Source organism: Sphingobium sp. SCG-1 (genome assembly GCF_002953135.1).
Lineage (GTDB): Bacteria > Pseudomonadota > Alphaproteobacteria > Sphingomonadales > Sphingomonadaceae > Sphingobium.
The window spans coordinates 4,006,720-4,024,819 of record NZ_CP026372.1 but is presented as its reverse complement, the minus strand read 5'-3'; the positions used below and the strand labels follow the sequence as shown (position 1 = coordinate 4,024,819).

Sequence of the window (18,100 nt, the reverse complement as noted above, 5' to 3'; positions counted from 1 at the left end):
GATCACTTGTATAGACATATTAACAATGTTGCAGATCCGATGGGTCGGAAATGGCTGTTAGTTAAACAGCTTCTCCAGTGTTTTTATATAAAAGCAGGCAATTTGGTGCCGCAGCCGATGGCGGCCATTCTCGACAAGCTTGTCGCCATATCGCCACACACAGTCGATAGCGGCCTTGCCGCCCGCGAAGATGAAGGCGTCAATTAATGATTCGTTGGTCTTTCCTGCAAGAGAGACGTGCTTTTCATTCAGGCTGATGATGTCGGCTGCGGCGCCGATCCTCAGCCCTGAAGCGACGCCGAGCGCATTTCCTCCGCCAGCCACGGCCGCGTCGAAGATCGATCTGCCGGTGGATCGCGCTGATCCCCCGGCGAGAATGTTCCGGCCATGTCTCGACAGGCGTTGGCCATATTCGAGCAATCGCAATTCCTCGGACGCGTCGATCAGAACGTTGGAATCCGACCCGATGCCAAAGGATCCACCAGCTGCCTGATAAGCCTCCACAGGGAACAAGCCATCGCCAAGGTTGGCTTCGGTAATTGGACAAAGGCCAACTGTCGCGCCGCTTTGCACCAACGCGTGCATCTCGTTAGCGGTCAGATGGGTGGCGTGGACCAGGCACCAGCGGTGATCGACTGGGACGTGTCCAAGCAGCCATTCGACCGGCCGCTGGCCTGACCAGGCGAGGCACGCATCGACTTCCTTGACCTGCTCCGCGATATGGATGTGGATCTGACGGTCCCGTGCAATCTGCGGAAGGGCAGAAAGCTGTTCGGGCGATACCGCCCGCAGGCTGTGCGGCGCGATGCTCACAAGCGCGTCGGGGAGGTCTCGAACAACCCGTTCCGCAGCAACGAGCAGCCGCTCATATCCGTCAAGATCAGTAATGAAGCGGCGTTGCCCGCGATTCGGCGCCTGCGCTCCGAAACCGCCGTGGGAATAGAGCACGGGCAGAAGAGTGAGTCCGATACCGCTCTGCGCGGCAGCCGCAGCGATGGCACCGCTCATTTCACCTAGATCATCATAGGCGCGGCCATGTGGGTCGTGATGCACATAATGGAATTCGCCGACACGTGTGAAGCCGCTCTCCAGCATCTCGACATAGGCAAGTGCAGCGATGGCCCGCAGCATGTCCGGCGTAAGCCGATCGAGTGACCGGTACATGAGATCGCGCCAGGTCCAAAAATCGTCGGTTGTCGCGCCGCTTCGCTCCGCAAGTCCGGCCATGGCACGCTGGAAGGCATGGCTATGCAGATTGGGTACGCCGGGCAGTCCACAATCGTGGCGCTCATCCGTTCTCTCGGCTTCAACACCGATTTGAACATCCTCAATCTGACCTGAACGCACCAATATGCGGACTTTGTTCGCCCACCCGTCTGGCAAAAGCGCTCTTCGAAAAAAAATGGACGGCCCCTGTCCAGACAAATCGCGTTTCATCGACAACTCCTGATTGCAATATGTCTATACATAATGTAGTTCATATGCAATCGCGGTTGCCGCGGGAGTTGGGGATCGGTTCGCTTGGATTGCAACAGGATCTGGAAGGGAGCAAGGCTCGCCACATTTGCTCAAGCCGGTCATGCCATTGTCGAGCACGGGCTGATCGCAGAGCGGGGCGGGCGCATCCTGTATGCTGGCGCTGCGCAGGATGCGCCTCTCCTAGACGCGCAGGAGATTGTCGATTGTGACGGGCGCTGGATCACGCCAGGGCTCATCGATTGTCACACTCATCTGGTACATGCAGGCAATCGCGCGCGTGAATTCGAACTGCGTCTAGAAGGCGCTTCCTATGAAGATATCGCGCGGGCGGGCGGCGGAATCCTGTCCACCATGCAGGCTACCCGCATAGCGAGCGAGGACGAGTTGGTTTCTCAGGCGCTGCCGCGGCTAGACGCCTTGATAGCCGAAGGCGTGACCACCGTCGAGATCAAGTCGGGCTACGGACTGACATTCGATACGGAAATCCGAATGCTACGCGCTGCGGCTCGCCTTTCAAACGAGCGGCGCGTGAAGGTGGCGACGACGTTCCTCGGCGCTCATGCGTTGCCTCCTGAATTTGCCGGCAACGCGGACGCCTATATCGCGCAGATTTGCGACCATTGGCTACCCCAGATCGCGGATCTCAGGCTTGCCGATTCCGTCGACGCCTTTTGCGAAGGAATCGGTTTTTCCCGCGAGCAGACCCGGAACGTGCTGGAGGCAGCTAAGCGGCACGGCTTGGCAGTCAAACTTCATGCCGAACAGCTTTCCAATCTAGGCGGGGCGGAGTTGGCGGCCGATTTCGGGGCACTTTCGGCAGATCACTTGGAGTTCCTCGACGACGCCGGGGTGGCGGCAATGAAACGATCGGGAACCGTCGCGACGCTCCTGCCGGGCGCCTTCTATTTCACACGTGAGACTCGTAAACCGCCAGTCGCAGCACTGCGTGCAGCTGGCGTGCCGATCGCGATCGCTACGGACTGCAATCCCGGCACGTCGCCTCTCACCTCCTTGCTTCTGGCAATGAATATGGGAGCAACCCTGTTCCGGCTCACCGTCGAGGAATGCCTGGCCGGCGTCACCCGCAACGCAGCGCGCGCACTAGGCCGCCTCGATGAGATTGGCACGCTGGAAACGGGCAAGCGCTGCGATCTGGCGATCTGGAACATCGAAAGCCCTGCCGAGCTAGTTTACCGCATGGGGATCAACCCTCTCCATGTGCGTGTGTGGAGTGACCAATGACCGAAATCGTTCTCACCCCGGCCGCCGTTACTTTGGCGCAGTGGAAGGCTGTATATGAAGGCGCATCCGTGCAGCTTGATGCGGAATGCACGCCCCGCATCGCCGCCAGCGCCGAGGCCGTTAGCCGCATCCTTGCCAAGGGCGATCCGGTATATGGGATCAATACCGGCTTCGGAAAACTCGCCAATGTCCGGATCGGCGACAGCGATCTAGCGCAACTACAGCGCAACATCGTGTTAAGCCATGCGGCAGGAACCGGCACACCTTCTCCCGTGCCAATCGTGCGTCTGATGATGGCGCTGAAGCTCGCCAGCCTCGGCCAAGGCGCGTCCGGCGTGCGACTCGCCACCGTTACTATGTTGGAAGCGATGCTCTCGCAGGGTCTCACGCCGCTGGTGCCCGCGCAGGGCTCGGTGGGCGCCAGTGGCGATTTGGCTCCTCTTGCCCACATGGCAGCAACCATGATGGGGGTGGGTCACATTCTCGTCGGCGGCCAAGCTCACCCCGCGGAAGCCGCGCTAGCGGAAGCGGGTCTTATGCCGATCGAGCTTGGTCCCAAGGAAGGACTCGCGCTGCTGAATGGCACGCAGTTCTCAACGGCGAATGCCCTCGCGGGCCTCTTCGCTGCCGATAACGTCTTCCGCACCGCCCTGGTCACAGGCGCGCTCTCCACCGAGGCCGCGAAGGGCACCGACGCGCCGTTTGATCCGCGAATCCATCAGCTTCGCCGTCATCCTGGACAGATCGCGGTGGGTGAAGCGTTACGGCAGCTCATGTCCGGATCGGAAATCCGTGCCTCGCATCGCGAGACGGCCGACGATCCGCGCGTGCAGGACCCTTATTGCCTACGCTGCCAACCTCAGGTGATGGGAGCCGCGCTGGACGTGCTTCGAGCCGCAGCCCGGATGCTCGAAACGGAGGCCAACGGAGTATCCGATAATCCACTGATCTTCCCCGATACCGACGAGGCTCTGTCGGGCGGCAACTTCCACGCCGAGCCGGTGGCGTTCGCTGCCGACATGATCGCAATGGCGATCTGTGAAATCGGGTCGATCTCCGAGCGGCGCGTCGCCATGCTGGTCGATCCCGCACTGTCAGGATTGCCAGCTTTCCTGACTCCCCTGCCAGGTCTCAATTCAGGCTTCATGATCCCTCAGGTCACCGCCGCCGCACTGGTTAGTGAGAACAAGCAACGCGCCTATCCGGCCAGCGTCGACTCCATTCCAACCTCCGCCAACCAGGAGGATCATGTCTCGATGGCGGCTCATGGCGCGCGCCGCCTGCTTGAAATGGCGGCCAATGCCGAGGCGGTCGTCGGCATCGAGTTGCTCGCCGCTGGACAAGGCTGCGAGTTTCACCGCCCGCTTAAATCCTCCGAAGCCTTGGAAAACACCCGCACCAAGCTACGGACTGCCGTCCCGGCGCTGGAGGACGACCGATACTTCCATCCTGATATGGAAGTCGCCAACGCATTAGTCCGATCAGGGAATATCGTTCGTGCGGCTGGGTTGATCTTGCCGAGCGCGATCGAATGAACTGGCTGCAGGTAGCGCAGGGGCAGGCGCCGCTCATCATCGCCATCCCGCATGCAGGAACTAACCTGCAGGACGTTGCCGGCCAGTTCGTCTCGTCTTGGCTGGCGCGTCACGACACTGATTGGTGGATAGACGAACTCTATGCGTTTGCTGCGGAATTAGGTGCCACGATCTTGCGAACTAATGTTTCGCGTAGCGTCATCGACGTCAATCGCGATCCTTCGGGCGCTTCGCTTTACCCCGGCCAGGCGACCACCGGTTTGTGTCCGGTCACCACCTTCGACGGCAAACCGCTTTATCGCTTGGCTGAACCCAGCGAGGGGGAGATCGCCCGACGGCGCGCAGCTTGGTTCGATCCTTATCACGCGCGCCTGGAAGCGGAAATCACGCGCCTACGCGGCATCCATTCTCGCGTGGTCCTATACGACGCCCACTCAATCCGCAGCCGTATTCCCCGCCTGTTCGCAAGCGAGCTGCCGCAATTCAACATTGGCACCAACAACGGAGTGACCTGCGACCAGGCGCTGTCCACCGCAATCGTTGATATCTGCCACGCACGCGGACAAAGCTTTGTGCTGAACGGCCGTTTCAAGGGAGGCTGGACTACGCGCAATTATGGCCGGCCCGCTGCGGGAATTCATGCCGTACAGATGGAACTGGCGATCCGCGGCTATCTCGATGAGGCAAGCTCGATCGATGAGACCAACTGGCCACCTCGCTTCGACCCGGATCGGGCATCCCCGCTCCAACTCATTCTTTCCGACATACTGAAGGCATGTCTTGCCTTCGCCATACACTAACTTCAACAAGGACGAGCTTTCCATGACGCGCATTGACAATAGCCGTGTGATCAGGCCTGCGACGGGTGCCGAACGCACGGCGCGAAGCTGGCTCACCGAAGCCCCATTGCGCATGCTGATGAACAATCTCCACCCTGATGTGGCCGAGCGCCCGGAAGAGTTGGTCGTCTATGGCGGCATCGGCCGGGCGGCGCGCGATTGGAAGAGCTACGATCTGATTGTAGAGACGCTGCGTCGACTGGAAGACGATCAGACCTTGCTCGTTCAATCAGGAAAGCCGGTCGGAGTGTTTCGAACGCACAGCGACGCCCCCCGCGTGCTTATTGCCAACTCTAACCTCGTGCCTAAATGGGCCGACTGGGAACATTTCAACGAGCTCGATCGCAAGGGGCTTGCGATGTACGGTCAGATGACCGCCGGCTCCTGGATCTACATCGGCAGCCAGGGCATCGTACAGGGCACCTATGAAACCTTTGTCGAAATGGGTCGGCAACATTACGGTGGCGATCTTTCGGGCCGCTGGCTGTTGACTGCGGGCCTCGGCGGTATGGGCGGTGCCCAACCGCTTGCTGCGGTCATGGCGGGAGCTTCCTGCCTGGCGATCGAATGCCAACCGAGCCGGATAGAGATGCGTCTGCGCACTGGTTATCTCGATCGCTTCGCAGAGACGATCGACGAAGCCATAGCGATCATCAAGGAAAGTTGTGCGGTAAAAAAGGCCGTTTCCGTCGGGCTGCTCGGCAACGCGGCCGAAGTCCTGCCGGAGCTTTACGCACGTGGCGTCCGCCCCGATCTTCTGACGGACCAGACATCTGCACATGATCCCGTCAACGGCTATTTGCCGGCGGGTTGGACGGTTGCCGAATGGCTCGAGCGGCGTGAGCACAATCCCGCTGAGGTGGCTGCGGCCGCGAAAACTTCGATGGCCGCCCATGTCCGCGCAATGCTGGATTTCCAGGCAGCCGGCGTGACTACCGTCGATTACGGCAACAACATTCGTCAGGTCGCCAAGGACGAGGGAGTGACAAACGCCTTCGACTTCCCTGGTTTCGTACCCGCCTATATCCGCCCGCTCTTTTGCCGCGGCATCGGCCCGTTCCGCTGGGCGGCTCTCTCCGGCGATCCCGAGGACATCTATAAAACCGACGCGAAGGTGAAGGAGCTGTTGCCTGACGATGCCCATCTCCATCGCTGGCTCGATATGGCGCGGGAAAAGATCAGGTTTCAGGGATTGCCTGCGCGCATCTGCTGGGTTGGCCTGGGCGATCGCCATCGTCTCGGCGTCGCCTTCAACGATATGGTGGCGAGCGGCGAACTCAAGGCGCCGGTCGTTATCGGCCGCGATCACCTCGACAGCGGTTCGGTTGCCAGCCCCAACCGAGAGACCGAAGCGATGCGAGACGGATCCGACGCGGTGTCCGACTGGCCCCTGCTGAATGCGCTTCTCAACACTGCATCTGGCGCGACATGGGTCTCAATGCATCATGGCGGCGGTGTCGGCATGGGCTACTCGCAGCATTCGGGCATGGTGATCGTCGCCGACGGCACGCCGGAAGCCGCAAAGCGCCTCGAACGCGTGCTTTGGAACGATCCCGCCACCGGCGTTATGCGCCATGCCGATGCAGGGTACGAGGTCGCGCTCGACTGCGCGCGCAACAAAGGGCTCGATCTTCCTGCCATCCTATAGTCATGGACCTGCGAATCCTGCGGGCTGTCGATCAGCCCGTCGCGCCTTGGAGGAACGGGCGAGGCCTAACCAGGCAAGTGGCCGTGTTCCCGCCGGGCGCATCTCTCGAGGACTTCAAATGGCGGGCGAGCATCGCCGAAATCTCGAAGCCCGGCTCTTTCTCTGCCTTTCTCGGCATCGTGCGCATGTTGAGTGTTCTTGATGGGCAATTGCTTCTCGCCACACCACCTTTGCCTGAGCGGCTTGTGGGAAGTGGTGAACCGCCGATCGTCTTTGCCGGTGATGATCCCGCGTGGGGCTGGCCGCTACTACAACCTGTCTACGTGTTCAATTTGATGCTGCACCGCAGGTGGAGGGCGGACGTCCGGTGGCATTCAGGCGTTGCTCATAACTTGGCGGCGGACGTTCTGCTTGTGGCGCGTGAACCGACGCAGTTGACCATCGGGGCCCGAAGCGTCGATCTTGCGCCTCATGATGTCGCCCATCTGCGACAAGGTAACAACTTTAGCGTCGATCTCTCACTCCTGCGAGTGGACTTGTGGGAGGAATAATCACCGGGTTGCACAATCTTTAGCCTTTTCATTCATGCCGGACAGTTGATTGCCGCAGACAGATGAGCGATCATCGATCGCCCATCGGGACGGACACGCCAGCCAAGGCAGACGCGATCCATCAAATCTCCGTTGTGCGTTTGAAAGGTTTGGTGATTGCCCGTCCCTCTTCATGAGCAGATCCGCGCTGATATCGAAGCCAAGATTCTTTCCGGCGAGTTAGTCCCGGGCGATCATATTCCTATCGAGCACGAACTGACGCGCATCTATGGATGCGCCCGTATGACCGTGAACAAGGCGGTCTCGGCACTTGCAACGGCTGGCTTGGTGGAACGCCGCAAGCGACATGGAACGGTCGTCGCCAAGCCGCGCGTCCATTCGATGGTTCTCGATGTTCCCGACCTTGCCCAGGAGGTTGTGGCGCGCGGCCATGCTTATCGCTGGGAGCTCGTGTCTAGGCGCGTCCGCCAACCTCAAAAATCAGACCCGGGAGAGCAGGAACTGGCAAACGCAGGCAGGCTGCTGGAAGTGCATGGCGTCCATTTCTCAAATGGCAAGCCGCTGGCCCTTGAGCGACGGATAATCAGTCTCGCGACGGTACCTGAAAGTGCAAACGCGACCTTCGATCAGAACCCGCCGGGCAGTTGGCTCCTGCTAAACGTGCCCTGGACAGAGGCCGAGACACGCATAGCGGCTCTGGAGGCGGATATGGAAACCGCTGAACGCCTGCAAAGTCCGGCCGGAATGGCTTGTCTCATGATCGAGCGGCGCACGTGGCGCGGCACGGACCCGGTCACACGCGTGCAGCAAATCTTCGATGGATCGCGATACGATCTTTTTGCCAGGTTCGGTCATGATGATTTCCGCACGCGGACGGTGCGCTGAGCATCACTAACGTGATGCTTCAAGTGCGCGACTTCGGGATCTGGCCTGATAGGCGATCAGCCAAGCAACAAGCGTCACGACAGCCAACCCGATCAAGCCGACGCGGAAATCGCCGGTCGCGTCTTTGGCGACGCCCCATGCGAATGGCATAGCGAAGCCGCCGACCTGCGACATTGTGTTCATCGCTGCGACACTGACCGCGCGTACCCGCGGGTGGAGGATATCCGACCAGAGCATCACGGAAGAACTGGACACGAAAGAAAGAAAGACCTTGCATGCCATATAAGTCGCAACAACTAGCAAGGGCATCTGACCGATCGATAAGGACAGAGCGAGGAACGCCAACACGAGGATCGCCGTGCTTCCGAGCATGATGGACCAGCGCTCGCCACGCCGATCCGACCAGGCACCGCACACGAGCATAGCGATAGCGCCAAGAGTATTGGCGGCACTGACGATCCAGCCGATCAAAACAGGATCAAATTGGGTCTCATCGTGCAGAAGCTGCGGCGCGGACAATGTGAGGGCGATACTGGCGCCGACGGTGAGCATCCCGAAGAAGCCGAGCCTCAATACCGTCGGGTTGGCCAGTGCGGCGAAGATGTTGTGCCGCGCCGGTTCTCCGATTTCCTCCGCTTCGCGTGCCAGCTCCCGCTCGATCCAGGATCGCTCTTCGTCACTGAGCCAAGTGGCCACACCAGGCGAGTCGGGCAGAAGACGCAGGACTAAAAACGCGATCAACACCGCTGGCAGGCCTTGCACCAGAAACAGCCACTGCCAACCGTGCAGTCCTTGCGCGCCATCAAGCGAAAGCAAGCCGCCCGAGAACACGCCCATCAGCATACCCGCCACGGGGGCTGCGACATAGAAACGACTGATCGCACGTCCGCGATATCGGTTCGGAAACCAGCTCGACAAATAGAACAACACACCGGGAAGGAACCCCGCCTCCGCCATGCCCAGCAGAAAGCGCATGATGTAGAATTGAAGTGGGGTTTGCACGAACATCATGCCCGTGGCCACTAACCCCCAAGTGATCATGATGCGTGCGATCCATCGGCGCGCGCCGAACCGAGTCAGGAATATGTTTGATGGAATTTCGAAAAGGGCATAGCTCAGGAAGAACAAACCGCCGCCCAGCCCATAAACCGTAGCACTGAAGCCAAGATCGGCGTTCATCTGCAACGCGGCGAAACTGATGTTCACCCGGTCCATATAGGCGATGAGGTATCCGAGTCCGAGAAGCGGCAGTATCCTCCAAGACGTTTTCCGCATCGCCCTTTGCGCCACTTCTGCCTCAGCCATCGTTGCTCCCTGTGTATCGACGATTCCGAGGTCCCCATGAAGCCCCTGCCGATATTGTATATACATTAATGCCGTGGTCAAGGCGGTCTCGGATCGGACCTAAGGAGAACCGGTAGGGATACCTTCTTCGTATCGGCAGATTTCCTCTCGTGCATTTATGTATAGACATTTAGAGTAGACGGTGCAAAGTAAGCCCTTCAATAATGGTTGGGTAATTTAGCTGTTTTGATGCATGTCGCTCCCGAAGAGCCCTTGCAAATGGAGGAACAACGGAAGTCATGCTGAAGGTAGTCGGCCGGGACGAAGTACGCCGTCTGTTAAGGTACAAGGACTGCATCAGGGTTGTACGAAGCGCGATGAGCGATCTGTCTGCCGGCAAGACCAACCAGATGCTGCGCCGTATCACGCCTATCCGGGGTCGTAACGTCTTGAGCGTAATGGCGGGGGTCATGGCGCCGGAGATCGGGTTTGGTGCAAAGGTTATCAGTGTTTTCCCCGAAAATGCAAAGCTGGGCCGTCAATCGCATCAGGGAGTGGTGATCCTGTTCGATGCAGCGACGGGCGAGCCAGTCTGCACGCTGCACGCCGGAGAGATTACCCGTATCCGCACGGCGGCCGCATCGGCGGTGGCGACTGACGCATTAGCGAACGTCGACGCTTCATCCCTAGCCGTATTGGGTTGCGGGGAACAAGGGTTGGCGCATGTGGAGGCCATCTCGCATGTTCGTACGCTGCGATCGGTCAGGGTCTGGGCCCGGTCGCACGATGCGGCGCGCCGCGCGGCGAGCGAACTCTCGGGGAGCCTGAACCTTCCGGTCGAAGCGGCGAAGAGCGTTCAGGAAGCGGTCCGCGACGCCCACATCGTTTGCACGACCACCGCCGCCGTTGATCCATTGTTGATGGGTGAGTGGCTCAACGAGGGCACGCATATCAATCTCGTAGGATCCAGCGACGGCGGCTCAGCAGAGGTAGACAGCACACTGGTCGTCCGCGCCCGTATCTTCGCCGATCATCGCGAGGGCGTTCTGCAACAGGGTGGCGAATATCTGCGCGCGCATGCCGAAGGTCTGGTCGACGAGAACCATATCCTTGGCGAGATCGGTGACGTTCTGAACGGTTCGATGAAGGGCCGTTGGTCGAGCCGCGAGATCACGGCTTACAAGTCGCTAGGACATATCGTTCAGGACGTCGCCTCGGCCCGGTATGTCTATGACCGCGTCCAGGAAGTAGGAGGAGGGTCCGACGTCGTGTTCTGATACGTCGATCAAGGACGGGGTCGCTCGCCGCACCGCATTTCAGGGTGGAGAAAGAGATATGGTTTTGCAGTCGACCATGAGGATGGAACGGCACATCGAAGGTCTGAGCAAAGACGCCTATCGGAAGATGATCGTCATTGATGGTAAGGGTTTCCTACGCCAGCGTGGCAGATATGTCGGCAAAGGCGGCGTTTTGACCGACACATATCTGGAGGATGTGCGTGCGTCTGGACTGACTGCGATCAGCACGACCGTGGGCGGGTCCAGCGCGTTCGAAGTCACCGCTGCGTTCATGTCCCGAATAGACGAAGCGATTGCCTCCCGTCCCGACGCCCTGATGAAGATCGAGACGGGCGCCGATATCGATGAGGCGAAACAGAGCCGTCGGTTGGGTGTCATCTACGACACTCAAGGAACGCACGAACTCGACGGTAAAGTGGAGCGAGTCGCAGAACTGGCGAGGCTTGGCGTGCGTGTGTTTCAACTGACGTACAACAGGGCCGCACTTGCGGGCGATGGTTGTGTGGAGGGTAGGAACGCCGGAATTTCCGATTTTGGTCGGGAGGTCATTGAAGCGATCGAGGCGCAACATTGCCTTCTGGATCTCAGTCACGCCGGCCGTCGTACCACGACCGAGGCAATTGCCGCGTCCAAGCGCCCGTGTGCGATCACCCATGCGGGCTGCAATGCAGTGACCCCTCATCCCCGCAATGTTGACGATGCCGAGATAAGGGCGCTCGCTGAAAAGGGAGGCATCTTCGGGATTTATTTCATGACCTACCTTCGCGCTTCAGGGCAGTCAGTTCGGGACGACGTAATCGCGCATATCGAGCACGCGATCGACATTGCCGGAGAAGACCATGTCACCATCGGCACCGATGGCGATATCGACTCGCTGGTTCTGGATAAGGCCTTCCGCGAATACTGGCGTGTCGAGGTCTGCGAACCGCGGGTGCGCGCCGGCATCGCGGCGCCCAACGAGGGTCCCGACATCTTTAACTATGTCCCCGAATATAACGTACCGGATCGACTGCGACTGTTTGGGGACGATCTAATCAAGCGCGGTCACAAGCTTTCACGAGTCGAGAAGATCCTAGGCGGGAATCTGCACCGCATTTATCGCGACGTGTTCGCTTGACGCTCATCCGGATGAAAAATTTGACCGGACGACCATGAGGGAGATCGGCACGATGGCAATACTGAATGCGAAGGAATTCATGAGGTTTTGTCGCGTCGTTCCCTTGCTGGTTGCCCTGGGGTTTGCGGCTTCGTCGCCCGCCATGGCGAAAGAAGACGCAGATGCCCTTGTAGAGGAGGTTTCCGCTGCCCGTCTGCTCGACCGCCTCGGTGCCGGGGAGGTGACGAGTGAAGCGATCGTTCGTGCTTACCTCGATCGGATAGCGCGCATTGATCGTGCGGGTCCCGAATTGCATTCGGTGCTGTCAATCAATCCGGATGCACTGACGCAAGCAAGAACACTTGATGCGGAACGTAGGGCTGGCAAGATACGAGGGCCGCTGCACGGGCTTCCGATCCTTGTGAAGGACAATATCGAAACGAAGGATAAACTGCCAACGACAGCGGGCAGCTTAGCGCTAAGGGACAATATCACTGGTCGCGACGCGCCAGCCATTGCCCGACTACGTGCCGCAGGCGCCGTGATCCTGGGCAAGACTAACCTTAGCGAGTGGGCAAACGAGCGGGACTATAATTTCATATCCAGTTGGAGCGGTCTTGGGGGCCTTACCAAGAACCCATATGTGCTCAATCGCAGTGCCTGCGGTTCATCAGGCGGTGCAGGCGCATCGCTGGCCGCAAGCCTTGCTGCAGTCGGCATCGGTACAGAGACGGACGGTTCGGTCACCTGCCCAGCCTCGATGAACGGAATCGTCGGCCTCAAGCCTACGATCGGTCTTGTCAGCCGGACCCATGTCATCCCGATCACGCGAACGCAGGACACGCTCGGCCCGATGGGTCGTAGCGTTCGTGACGTGGCGCTGCTCTTTTCGGCGATCATCGGCAGCGACCCCGAGGATCCCGTCACCAAAGACGCCGACCAATACCGCCGCGATTATGCCGCCGCCTTGTCCGTCGACGCGCTGCGGGGCGTCCGGATCGGCGTGATACGCCCAGGGAATATGACGAGAATGGTGGCAGAGCGCTTCGATGTCGCACTCAAACGGCTGCAAGCCGCGGGCGCCGATCTCGTTGAGGTCGAGATGCCTAAGGCCGAGGGCATGCGCGAGGCTGAACTCAAGCTGTTCGAATATGAGTTCAAGACGGGTATAAACGCCTATCTTGCCACTACTCCAGCACCGGTGCGCACCCGCACGCTTTCCGATCTCATCGCCTTCAACAAGGCCCATGCAGAGCGTGAACTGGGATTATTCGGCCAAGGTGTTTTCGAGTCCGCCGAGAAGCTCGATAGCCTGGAGAGCCCTGCCTATTTCGCCTTGCGCGCGAAGATACTTGCGCTCGCCCGGGATGCAGGTTTGGACGCCATGTTAAGGGGCTATCGCGTTGCTGCCTTGGTCGCTCCCAGTTTCCCGCCTCCTGGCATCATCGATCCGGTAGGCGGGGCCAATGGCTTCGGCAGTTATGGCACCTCCAACATGCCTGCCATTGCCGGCTATCCGCATTTGAGCGTGCCTATGGGACTTGCCCGCGGCCTCCCGGTCGGCCTGTCCTTCATTGGTCCTTTGTTCTCCGACGGGGACCTGCTGCGCTATGGCTTCGCCTTCGAGGCGACTGGGCCCATGCGCGAACCGCCGCACTATCTCAGCACCGTTCCGGTCGCCGACTTGCTGAGACCGTATCGACCCTGAACGCAGCTCTGAGGAACAAGCAGCCACGCATCTGTCCAAGGTTTGGAGGTTGCAGCTTCGCTCACTCATGATACAAGCTCGGCCGATACGAAGCGCATGTTGCTGAATAGCGCGAAGACGAACGCGCATTATCGTCTTCGCAGTTGGACCGCTGACGTATCGGTCGGCCATGCCTTTGCGTTGGGCAGTGGCTGGAACCTGCGGCCCGAGGTCGGCTTTACCCACATCTCTTCGCGGCGGGGCGCTGCAAGGGAAACCGGAGGCGGTCCGCTATCGCTTGTGGTTGATGCACGCCGCACCAAGGCAAGCTTCATCAGCGGTGCCTTCACCTTGCAGGGCAAAAATGATGCCGTCATTCGTCCTCGGCTGTCCGCAGGGTTACGTCACCAATTGGCGGGCGAAGCAGGCTATGCCAGTGCAGCGTTGGCTGGGGCTACGACGCGTCTGAATGTCCCCGGCGCTGAACGCGACAGAACATTAGCTACCGTCAGTGCGGGCGCGACGGCCATAGTATCGCCGGGCATGAAGCTGTTTTTTGGGCTAAACAGCGAGTTTGGCGCTGACAGTAGTGGGGAGGGGGCTAACGTGGGATTCCAGATGCGCTTCTGAGTAGAACCGAGGCAGAAGTTGAGAAGGCTCCAACAAGTCGCGTAATATCAAGGGCGAATGCGAGCTTGTTACATCGTCGTCTTTTATCCATGTCGTCGAGATCGACACCTACGTTTGTCTGCGAAAATTGCTGATTAGGTCGTGAGTCAATTAAGGTGAGAGTGTTTGAGTCTTCATTTTGCCGATTGTCATGTGACCATTGGAAGGAGCAGGATCAGAAACACAACAGTTCGGGTGTTCCGTTGACGCCCGCTGAAGAATTTCCGGTTGATCACGCGGCGGCTCGACCAACATCCATGCTGTCGTCGACGCGCGAGGACTCCCGATCCGGCTCAGCTTGACTCTAGGCGCATGATGGTCAGGTTGCCGACGAACTGCTCAATCATCTTTGTCCGTGCATGATGTGCTTACGCACCAAGGCATATGATGCTGGCCGCGTCGCACTCTGGTCGAAGACAGGGCGCTACTTCCAACATCCGAGCCATATCCAACATTAAAATGAAAAGCCGTGCTTCAGCTAACGGCTCCATCGCGCGCGGACCTGTGAGCGCTTGTTCTCCAGGCGTAAGCACTTCCGCTGCGTGGCGACCCGCTACGACAAGTGGGGAAACAATTTCCTTGTTATGGCCCAACTCGCATCAATGCGCCTCTGGCCCCACACTCATGAGTACTGACCTATTTGCGTGATGTCACATGTCGGGTACCGCCTAGGCCGCGCTCATGTCTTTTGAATAGAGGCGTCCGCATCTCAAAATTGCATTGCCCGCTCTGCACAACGCCACCCACCGCAAACTGTGACTTCAAAGCAACGTTGGTTAATTATCATATCAAACAGTTTGACATGATGAATGATCGGCCTCCAGTATCTCGAAAAATATGAGAAATCCAAATTTTGGAAAAGGGGAGAGTCAAATGCACTTCAGAGACCTTGCGGCCATTTCTGTATCAGTGCTCGCCGTGATGGCAGTAACGACAGCTCATGCTCAAACAACCCCGCTTAACGTCGGCGCGCAGCCTGCCACCCCCCCTGGTGGCCCGGACAAGGATGGGCAGCAAACTGCAGAATCTGACATCGTTGTTACGGGCATGCGCCAAACCCTTGCGCGTGCGGCCGAGATTAAGCGCACTGCGTCCCAGGTCGTCGACAGCATTGTGGCTGAAGATATCGGAAAGTTTCCTGACGCCACTACTGCTGCAGCATTGCAGCGCGTTCCTGGCGTCCAAGCTCAAGTGGGCTCGAACAATGAGATAATCGGCATTAGGATTCGAGGGCTGAACGATATCCTTAGCACCCTTGATGGCCGCGAAATATTCTCTACCACTGGCCGGGGCTTTGCTCTCCAGGATTTACCCGCCACGGCTCTGGCCCGCGTCGACGTCGTGAAAACCAGCACTGCAGATCTAATCGAGGGCGGGATCGCCGGGATCACCGATTTACAGTTGAACAAGCCGTTTAATTTCAAGAAGCCCACGATTGTTGCCAACGTGCGAGGCAATTATTCGTCCAATGTCGAGAAGTTCAATCCGCAGATCACGGTGCTTGTGACCGATCGCTGGGAAACCGGCATCGGTGAAATCGGCGCACTACTCAATGTCAGCTATGCCTATTTCGACTATAATCGCCCGATCAGCTTCGTGGGCGAACGGCGCAGCTATGCTATCGCGCCTTTCAACCAACCAGGCGTGATGGGACCGCTGAACTTCGGCGCGGTTAATGATTACGGCAACTATTCCAGGCCCCAAGCCAACGCCGCGATTCAGTGGCAGGCAACGCCGGAGCTCGAGATCAACGCGAGCGGCCTGTTCGCAGGGTATCGCTCGGACTTCCAGACGACGTTCCAGGCGGCGCCGTTCTTCGCCGCCAGTGGGCCCTTTCCCGCCCCCACCATCACAAACGTCGTGACAGACCCCGGCCAGTGCCTGACTGCACGCGTAGTCCGCAACGGTAATGCCAGCCCAAACAATGCGCAGATTGCTGCCGGGCTTTATGATCCGGTCATCAATCCCACGGGCCAGTTCACCGTCCAGCAGCTATGCAACCTCACCTCCGCCACGTTCGGCAATGTTCGCCTAAATGCCAGCACCCAATCCCGCAGGCAGAGCGTCGACAATTACTTAGGCGCGCTCGGATTTAAATATCAAAGCGGACCGGCTACCGTCGTTTTCGACGCGGCGTATCAGAAGTCCACGAGCAACCTTGAGGCTTTCATCATTGATGTGGGCAAGCCAATTACGGTTAATTTTATCGGCAATGTAAACGGCGGAGGTGTGGTGGTTTCTCCGAACAATCCCGCTGGCGAACCAGCCGGCTTCTCTTTTCGCAACGGCCTGAACCAGCAGTTCGACAAATCCACTGGTGAACTGTGGCAGGCGCGCCTGGACGGCACCTATGAGTTTGACGGCGCTTTAGGCTTCCTCAATAAGCTGCAGGTTGGCCTTCGTTTTGCTGACCGCTCAGCGCTGTTCGAATCAGTTCTGGTCACCAGGGCTGCGCCGGGCGGAGATTTTGCAACGCCTGTCGCTGGCAATCTGCCATCTGGCTTCATGACGCTCAAGCCCGGCGTTGCGCGCGCCAATAACGGTGCACCAGGATATACGCCCGATCCCGACTACCTTCGCTCGGAAGCAGGACGCAACGCCCTACGTGCGCTCTTCGGCCTGCCGCTCGGCCAGCCAGGGTACACGCCTGACCGACGCTTCCAAGCAAGCGAACGAACCTATGCGTCTTATGTGCAACTCGGTTATGAAATAGAGTTCGGAGGGCCGGTCAAACTCGACGGCCTCGTCGGCGTTCGCCCGACGCGGACGGAACGCAGCATTGCCGGCGCTGGGTTGGTGAGCGGTGTCGCCGTACCTGTTTCGGCTACGACCGAAGACACGGATATACTTCCAAACGCCAGTGCGAGGCTCCAGTTTGGAAGTGGGCTTCAGGCACGTCTTACTTACGCCAAGGCTATCCGCCGGCCGGAATTCAATCTGCTCAACCCGGGCCTGACCTATACCCTGTCGACTAATCCAAACGTCATCAATGGTGGATCCGCAGGCAATCCCGACCTGCGCCCACAAATATCCGATAGCTACGATGCCACATTGGAATATTATTTCGGTCCCAGCTTCTTGTCGGTTGCTGCTTTCTATCGTGACATCAAGGATCGAGTCATTTCGCAGGCCGGGCCAGAGGTGATCAGTGGTCAGACCTACAACATCAGCCGTCCACGCAACGTTGGTGCGGCGAAGCTAAAGGGCGTTGAGATCAGCGGCCAAACGTTCTTCGACTTTCTTCCAGGCGCGCTGGCGGGCTTCGGCGCCTTCGGCAATTTCACGTACATAGATTCCGAAGTAGGCGGAAACGATGTGCTCGCGGGATATCCGCTCCTTCAAGTATCGAAGTACAACTTCAACGCGGGTCTCCTTTACGACCGCAAGGGGTTGTCGGGCAGGTTAGTGTACACCTATCGCTCAACCTATTATGATTCGGACGCGACCGCCCTCGCCACAATCCGGGCAATTGAACCGAGCCGGGTGGCTGATAGATCCTACAACCCGACAACACTGGCCTATGTGCGTCCAGCCGGACGTCTGGACTTCAGCATTGGCTATGAAATGACCGAAAACCTTCGTGTTGATGTCGGCGGCAGCAATATTCTGCGCAGCAAATACAAGAGTTACTACAATCTCGATTATGTGAATCTTGACTATAGAGACGACGATTCCGTGTACACGATTGGCCTCCGCGCGAGATTTTAGGGGCGTACGTTCGGATATGCGCGCGCTCGGATGTACGGGGGCTGTCCCAACGCGTCCGCGTTTTCCCATTTTGCGTTCGGCAAGCCCTATTTGCATGGCGTTAGTCGAGAAGAGCCCCCGCCCAGTCGCCAGCAGCTTGCGCGCTATTCCAGAAATGCGTGACTCGGCGACAAAGAGAA

13 protein-coding genes are annotated in these 18,100 nt (G+C 58.9%); 11 read left to right on the top strand and 2 right to left on the bottom strand.

Going from position 1 to position 18,100, the window contains the following annotated elements; all coding sequences use genetic code 11:
• Positions 1-57: 57 nt before the first annotated feature.
• Positions 58-1,437: a formimidoylglutamate deiminase gene (locus C1T17_RS18550; protein WP_104954704.1), complete on the bottom strand. Its 1,380-nt coding sequence runs from the start codon at positions 1,435-1,437 to the stop codon at positions 58-60.
• Between the two features lie 84 nt (positions 1,438-1,521).
• Here C1T17_RS18550 and hutI point away from each other — a divergent pair, with 84 nt between their 5' ends.
• From hutI to hutC, 6 genes are all read left to right on the top strand, one after another.
• Positions 1,522-2,721, top strand: coding sequence for an imidazolonepropionase (gene hutI / locus C1T17_RS18545; RefSeq protein ID WP_104954703.1), 1,200 nt, complete (start codon positions 1,522-1,524; stop codon positions 2,719-2,721).
• A complete protein-coding gene (gene hutH, locus C1T17_RS18540) occupies positions 2,718-4,256 on the top strand; it encodes a histidine ammonia-lyase (protein ID WP_104954702.1) in 1,539 nt (512 codons plus the stop codon). Before hutI ends, hutH begins: the two co-directional genes overlap by 4 nt.
• Entirely contained in the window at positions 4,253-5,056 is an 804-nt protein-coding gene (gene hutG, locus C1T17_RS18535) for an N-formylglutamate deformylase (RefSeq protein ID WP_104954701.1), read from the top strand. The genes hutH and hutG overlap by 4 nt, the downstream gene beginning before the upstream one ends.
• Before the next feature lie 22 nt (positions 5,057-5,078).
• A complete protein-coding gene (gene hutU / locus C1T17_RS18530) occupies positions 5,079-6,743 on the top strand; it encodes a urocanate hydratase (protein WP_104954700.1) in 1,665 nt (554 codons plus the stop codon).
• 2 nt (positions 6,744-6,745) lie between these two features.
• A complete protein-coding gene (locus C1T17_RS18525) occupies positions 6,746-7,294 on the top strand; it encodes a HutD family protein (RefSeq protein ID WP_104954699.1) in 549 nt (182 codons plus the stop codon).
• A gap of 156 nt (positions 7,295-7,450) precedes the next feature.
• Positions 7,451-8,179 carry a histidine utilization repressor gene (gene hutC, locus C1T17_RS18520; RefSeq protein WP_104954698.1) on the top strand — a complete coding sequence of 243 codons (729 nt, stop codon included), beginning with the start codon at positions 7,451-7,453 and terminating at the stop codon, positions 8,177-8,179.
• A gap of 6 nt (positions 8,180-8,185) precedes the next feature.
• On the opposite strand, the gene C1T17_RS18515 is transcribed toward hutC, so the two are convergent.
• The gene (locus C1T17_RS18515) at positions 8,186-9,484 is read right to left on the bottom strand and encodes an MFS transporter (protein ID WP_104954697.1); all 1,299 of its coding nucleotides are present in this window, start codon (positions 9,482-9,484) and stop codon (positions 8,186-8,188) included.
• A gap of 278 nt (positions 9,485-9,762) precedes the next feature.
• Between C1T17_RS18515 and C1T17_RS18510 the strand changes: the two genes are divergently transcribed.
• The 5 genes from C1T17_RS18510 to C1T17_RS18490 all read left to right on the top strand — a co-directional run bounded on the left by C1T17_RS18510 (position 9,763) and on the right by C1T17_RS18490 (position 17,921).
• On the top strand, positions 9,763-10,740 hold the full coding sequence (locus tag C1T17_RS18510) for an ornithine cyclodeaminase family protein (protein WP_223262695.1): 978 nt from the start codon (positions 9,763-9,765) through the stop codon (positions 10,738-10,740).
• 82 nt (positions 10,741-10,822) lie between these two features.
• Positions 10,823-11,878, top strand: a complete 1,056-nt coding sequence (locus C1T17_RS18505; RefSeq protein WP_189338423.1) for a dipeptidase — start codon at positions 10,823-10,825, stop codon at positions 11,876-11,878.
• Positions 11,879-11,957: 79 nt separating this feature from the next.
• Positions 11,958-13,565 carry an amidase gene (locus tag C1T17_RS18500; protein ID WP_104955351.1) on the top strand — a complete coding sequence of 536 codons (1,608 nt, stop codon included), beginning with the start codon at positions 11,958-11,960 and terminating at the stop codon, positions 13,563-13,565.
• 42 nt (positions 13,566-13,607) lie between these two features.
• The gene (locus tag C1T17_RS18495) at positions 13,608-14,174 is read left to right on the top strand and encodes an autotransporter outer membrane beta-barrel domain-containing protein (RefSeq protein ID WP_104954695.1); all 567 of its coding nucleotides are present in this window, start codon (positions 13,608-13,610) and stop codon (positions 14,172-14,174) included.
• Positions 14,175-15,050: 876 nt separating this feature from the next.
• Positions 15,051-17,921 (top strand): TonB-dependent receptor, encoded by a 2,871-nt coding sequence (locus tag C1T17_RS18490; RefSeq protein WP_223262694.1) that lies wholly within the window; start codon positions 15,051-15,053, stop codon positions 17,919-17,921.
• Positions 17,922-18,100: the final 179 nt, after the last annotated feature.